Raw genomic sequence first — 5,840 nt, forward strand, 5'->3', positions numbered from 1 at the left:
GCACCTCCCGCCAGGAGTCCGCCGACGCCGCCGCGGCCGCCTTCGGCGTGGAAGCGGCCTTCGACAACCACGCGGAGCTGATCGCCCACCCGGGCGTGGACGTCGTGGTCGTGGCGGTCAAGGTGCCCCACCACCGGGAGCTGGTCTCGGCCGCGATCGACGCGGGCAAGACCGTCTACAGCGAGTGGCCGCTCGCGTTGGACGGGACGGAGGCCGCCGGCCTGGTCCGCCGCGCCGACACCGCCGGCGTGCGCACCGTCATCGGCCTCCAGGGCCGCTACCACCCCGAGCTGCGCTACGCCCGCCAGCTGATCGCCGAGGGCAGGATCGGCCGGGTCATCGGCACCACCATGACCGGCTCGGGCATGGTCTGGGGACCGCAGACCACCCGGGCGCACGCGTACTGGTACGACAGGACCCAGGGCGCCACTGCGCTGACCGCCGCCGCCCTGCACGCCATTGACGCGCTCAGCGCGACCCTCGGGGAATTCACCCACCACTCGTCCAACCTCGTCGTGGGGCGCCAGCAGGTCACCGTGGCCGAGGACGGCAGCGTCCTGCCGGTGACCGCGGCCGACCAGATCTCCCTGATCGGCACGCTGGAGGGCGGGGCGGCCGCGTCGGTCTTCTACCGCGGCGGCACCTCCCGCGGTGACAACTTCCGCTGGGAGATCAACGGCACCGACGGCGACCTCGTCCTGACCGCAGACTGGGGGAACATGCAGATCGCCGACCTCACCCTGCAGGCAGGCTTCGGTGACGACGCCGCCGTCTCCCCCATCGAGGTACCCGCCCAATACCGCGCCGACATCCCCGAGGGACTCGCGGGTCCCTCCCGGAACGTGGCCGCGCTCTACTCGCACCTGGCCCGCGACCTGCGTGACGGCACCCGCACCGTCCCGGACTTCTCCTACGCCCTGGCCCGCCACCGGCTCATCGACGCCATGCAGGGCCCCTCGGCCTGACCTGAACACGGGGCATGCAAACATGCCCTCGAGGAGGGCGGGGACTTCGGTTCCGGGGCCGGTGCAGCTGTCGGCGCAGGCCCGTGGCGGGACAGCCCAGGTTCCGGGGGGCCGCTTCGTCGGGTCCGGCCGGGCGAGGGGCGGTGGTCCAGCTGCTGAGAATGCGCAGCGACTCGGTCGTGGCGGAGCCCGGCTCGGGGATGTAGACGCACAGCGTCCGTCTCACCTGCAGCTCGATCTGAATGTGCTCCACGTCGGTGAACTCCACGCCCGAGCCGGCAGCCCGGCCGCCGCCCTGGCGATGGTGTTCAAGCTCGTCGAGTCGGCTCAGGCCCGCTGGCGGGCGATCACCGCCGCCAACCTGGTGTCCCTGGTCCGCTCCGGCGCCAGGTTCGAGAACGGCCACCTGGTCGAACGCCCCGAGATCCGCGTCGCCTGATTGATCAACCAGACCTTGACAACAACTCGAACCCACGTGCTCCACTCACCTGGAAACACACAGCGTCGGAGGAGGCTCGATGAGTGAAATACGAGGAGTTCCCTGGCGCGAGACAGCACGGGTCATGGCACTCTGCTGGGCGGTCTGCGGAGTGGCTTACTCCATCCTCAACATCCTCGACGAGCCGACGCTGCCCATCGCCGCGCCCGTCGTGATGCTCCTGGCGCGTTGGTTCTGGGACCGGCACCGGCACTGGGCCGCGGGCGCTGCCGCGGCCTTCGCGGGCTCGGCCGTCGTGTTCGTTCTGACGGACCTGGCACGACCGCACTGGGACCGAATTGCAGTGGATGCGCTGGGGACGGCAGCAGGAGCAACGGTGGCTCTGGTCTTCTTCGCTGGGGCGTCGCGGCTGATGCCTCCAATTACCAGATCAGATCACGCGATCCACAACTCTTGACAATTACTCCATCCTTATTCCTGTCCTCCTCTCCATCTCTGTCCCCTTCATGTGGGGCGCCATAGCCAGCTGGACCAGAGCCAGCAGCCCCGTCCGCCCTGGGGCCGCCCGCTGCTGTTCGCCTTCGATCTGACCGAGCGGATCACCGGGAGGACGATCGTTGGCGTTCGTCGATACACGCAGTCGGCGGTGGCGCCCCAGAGTGACCGGCCGCGTGGACGAGGCCTGCTCTGCGGCAGATAGTTGATGAAGGACGACGAGGTCATATCGCTCGACGATGAGGGTGAGCGGCAAATGGACGCCTCGGACGAACTTCTTCAGATGGCTACACCGTCGGCTCTTTTGACCCTGGACGGAGCGATCCGCAGCCTCAACGCGGCAATGGCCAGGACACTGGGCAGGTCCGTGGAGCAGTGCGTGGGTCGTGGCTTCGGTGATCTGTTGCCCGCAAGCCAGCTGACTGCGGTCAAGAGTCTCGTGGCCCACGCCGCCACGACGAAGACGGTTGCGATGCGGGTGCTGGAGTTCCCCGGGCCAGGTACAGCATCTGTCGTCTGCCTTGTCGAGGCACGACCAGTGAATGATCCCGTAGGTGGCGAGTCGCTGGTGTGGGTGCACTCATTGAACGCGGGAAACGACTTGGGTGCCCTGCTGATTCCGTTCCGTCTGGCAGCCAAGGCCGCCAACCTCGGTCTGTGCATGTATTCACCCCAGGAGCGCGAGCTGGAGTGGCTGGGTGGTGCACCCGCCTTGGCGGCGCTGTTCCCGGAGGCCTCCATGTCGTTGTCCGAGGTGGTTCGGCAAGTCCACCCCGATGACCGCGGGGCGCTGCGGCGGCTCGTGCGTTCGACGGCCGCCCGGTCCCCCTGGATCAGGTTGCGGTTCCTTACCGAGCGCGATGGCTGGCACCTTCTGGTCTGCCGGGCCCGTCGGCTCATTCTGGGGTCTGGCGGCCCTGAGCGGGTCTTCGGCGTGATCCGCGATGACACCAAGAGGGAAGCGCGCAGACGCAGAGCGAAGGACGCGCTGAGTGCTGAGCGTCAGCGCGCCGACGAGATCGCGGCCTTCTCTTCCGCCGTGATGACTGCAGTCACGGAGCAAGAAGTACGGCAGGTCGTCCTGACCCGGCTCGCCGCGACATTCGGTGGTACCGGCGCCGCGCTGGCGTTCATCACGCAAGGCCGCCTACGCGTTTCCTCCGATGCCGGGATCCCGATGCCGGTGGCCGCCCTGCAAGGCCTGCCGCTAGACGCCCCCAGCGCGCTGCCCTATGTGATCCGCACCGGCGAGCCGCAGTTCATTCCCAACCAGGAGGACTACATCCGCCGCTGGCCGCACGGGGCCATGGTGCCGTACTTCGACCAGCTCGACTCCGGCTTCGCCATCTCGATCACCTCCCTCAGCCCGATCGGCGATCAGCCGCTCGGGGCCTGGCTGGTGACCTACGACAGCGAACATCACTCGTCCCCGGATGAGCGCGCCCTCATGGGTACTCTTGCCGATCTTGCAGGCCAGGCACTGAAACGCGTTAGCTTGCAAGAGGCACGAGTCGAGCTGGCCACGGCGCTCCAACAGACCATGCTCCCCACGCTGCCCGAGCACCTCCCCGGCCTGGAGGTCGCCGCCCGATACCGACCAAGCCGCGACGGGCTCGATATTGGCGGAGACTGGTACGACGCCTTCGTCATGCCCGACGGTGCCGTCGCCCTGGAGATCGGCGACGCCCAAGGGCACGACGTGGACGCCGCCGCCTTCATGGGACAGGTGCGCGCATCCATGCGCGCGATCGCCGCCCACGAACCGGGTCCCGCAACCGTGCTGGCTCGCACCAACGAGCTGCTCATCACGATGGGCGCAGCACGATTCGCCAGCTGCACCATGCTGCGTATCGACCCAGGCGACGGACGGGTCACCGGTGCGAGCGCTGGCCATGTGCCGTTGCTGTACGCACGCGACGACGGCAGCCACAGCATCCACGAGTTGCCGGGAGGCCCGGTGCTAGGAGTCGTGCTCGGCACCGAGTACGGCGAGGAGACCTTCGCATTGCAAGAGGACAGCGCGCTGGTCATGGTCACCGACGGCGTGGTCGAAGGACCGGGCCTCACATTGGAGGCCGGGCTGGAACGAGCCGGAACACTGGCTGGCGCGGCCCTCCACGACGGGCTGAATGCCGAGGAGACCGCTGACCGCGTCCTCGACGCTGCTGTCGCGGTGGACCACCCGGACGACGTGGCTGTGCTGGTCATCCGGCGCGCATGAGACTCGATGCGTCCGTGCGCCGAACAAGGTCGTACAGGTAGCTGCTCCAACCTCAAGGCATGAGACCTCAAGAACTAGCCCGCTTACCGGTAGTTCGTTGAATCCGGCGGTAGAGATCAATGCCGTGTCCGCTGGTGACCGCGTCGATCAGGGCCTGGAGCTCGGAGGGTGGGTCCGTGTCCGTCCAGGCTCGCCACCACCGGCTGAGAGCGACGGCGCGGGTGAGCCAGGAACGGATGGCTCGTAAGGCCTTGGGCCAGCAGGGCTGTTGGGGCCGGTGGGACAAGGCCGGTCCCCCTCTCTGGCCCCTCATCGGGGCACGGGTCCGGCGCAGTGGCATCCAGGGGTCCAGGTGGCGCGAACCACTGGTCCCAGCAGAAAGAGAAGGCGCAGTTGACCAGGGTCTGGTGGCGGCGGATGGCGCGAGCGGAGCGGACTTGGAAGTCAGCCCAGCCGAGTTCGTCCTTGATCTGCTTGTAGCTCTGTTCGATCCAGGGCCGCAGGCCGTAGAGGCGGACGGCCTCGGCGAGGTCGGCCGGCGGATGCGGGCTGGTCGCGGGGTGGGGTGCGTCAGGGTGGGGCAGGTTGGTGGCCAGGTACCAGGTGGCCTTCTCCGGCAGTCGGGCTGGGTCGGTGGTGGCCACGACCAGCCGGCAGGGCGAGTCGGGGCCATAGCCGCCCAAGCGGGCATCAGCGGCCCACCAGGTCTCGGTGTGCCCGTCGCGAAAGTGACGCTCCACGGGCGTCCAGTCGCCGGGAAGGCCGGGATTTGCCCAGGCCAGGGCGCGTGCGGCCTCGACGGGAGTGTGCGGCTGGTCGATCGGTGCCCAGACACCGTTGCGCGGCTTGAGTGCCACCACGTAGGCCAGGCCGGCCTCGCGCAGTGCGAGGTACCAGTCGTCGCTGACCGAGTAGGCGCAGTCGGCGACCACCGCCCGGCAGCCGAAGCCCGCCTCCTTTCCGCGGGCCGCGAGGGCTGCGGCCAGCTGCGGTTTCGTGCGGAAAGCCGGATCGGACCGGCCGCGGGCGAAGTGATGGGCGGGGGTGTAGGGCTGGGTGTGCAGCGGGTAGTACACGCGGCCGTCGGTCCACACCGTGGTCACCGTGACGATGCCGTTGTCCGTCGTGCCCAACCGTCCCAGCCATTGTCGGCCCACGTGCGCGGTCGCCGTTCCGTCCCTGCGGTCCCCGGAATCATCGATCACGATGACCCCGCCGTCGTGCGGAGCCGTCGCCGGCTCCTCACACAGCAGCTCGAGCCGCCGTTCGTTGACCAGCTCGGCCTCCCACGGCGACTCCGACAGGAAGAACTGCAGCCGCTGCACCCCCGGCATCCCCGCACCCGCCACCGGCTCAGCCCCGGCCAGGCAAGTGATCGTCTTGTTCCGCTCCCGCGGCGCCAGCAACCCGGTCAGGTACTCGCGAAACCCTCGCCGCTGAGCCAGGCTGAAAAAGAGGTCGTCGAACCGGGCCGCGTACTCCTCCAACGGACCCGGCGCAGGCGGACACGGACGGCGAGCAGTCATCTTCAGCCCCCCGACAAGGCAGTTGACTCCTACCACCGGCCTACGACCAACCCGACCTGCCGTCAACCCACACCACCACCGGATTTAACGCACTACCGGTAACGGCTGGTTCCGTAGGCGGCCATGAACATGTCCAGCAGTCCGTCGACCGCGTCCTCGTCGATGGGGCGGGTCGACAGCAGACTGCGGTAGTA

Annotated in this window: 4 protein-coding genes and 1 pseudogene; 4 read left to right on the forward strand and 1 reads right to left on the reverse strand. The window is 68.5% G+C overall.

Annotated elements, in window-relative coordinates:
- The 4 genes and pseudogenes from ABT085_RS43010 to ABT085_RS43025 all read left to right on the forward strand — a co-directional run.
- Window positions 1–965: Gfo/Idh/MocA family protein (locus tag ABT085_RS43010; RefSeq protein WP_351621645.1), on the forward strand; the 965-nt coding region annotated here is incomplete at its 5' end.
- A 277-nt stretch (window positions 966–1,242) separates the two neighbouring features.
- Window positions 1,243–1,404, forward strand: a pseudogene (locus ABT085_RS43015) (IS256 family transposase); the annotation flags it as partial.
- A 79-nt stretch (window positions 1,405–1,483) separates the two neighbouring features.
- Window positions 1,484–1,861: a hypothetical protein gene (locus ABT085_RS43020; protein ID WP_351621647.1), complete on the forward strand. Its 378-nt coding sequence runs from the start codon at window positions 1,484–1,486 to the stop codon at window positions 1,859–1,861.
- A gap of 246 nt (window positions 1,862–2,107) precedes the next feature.
- Window positions 2,108–4,120 (forward strand): SpoIIE family protein phosphatase, encoded by a 2,013-nt coding sequence (locus ABT085_RS43025; protein WP_351621650.1) that lies wholly within the window; start codon window positions 2,108–2,110, stop codon window positions 4,118–4,120.
- A gap of 116 nt (window positions 4,121–4,236) precedes the next feature.
- Here ABT085_RS43025 and ABT085_RS43030 read toward each other — a convergent pair whose 3' ends face one another.
- Window positions 4,237–5,646 (reverse strand): IS701 family transposase, encoded by a 1,410-nt coding sequence (locus ABT085_RS43030; protein ID WP_502982961.1) that lies wholly within the window; start codon window positions 5,644–5,646, stop codon window positions 4,237–4,239.
- Window positions 5,647–5,840: the final 194 nt, after the last annotated feature.

It is taken from the genome of Streptomyces sp. NPDC002265 (genome assembly GCF_040296125.1).
Taxonomy (GTDB): Bacteria; Actinomycetota; Actinomycetes; order Streptomycetales; family Streptomycetaceae; genus Streptomyces.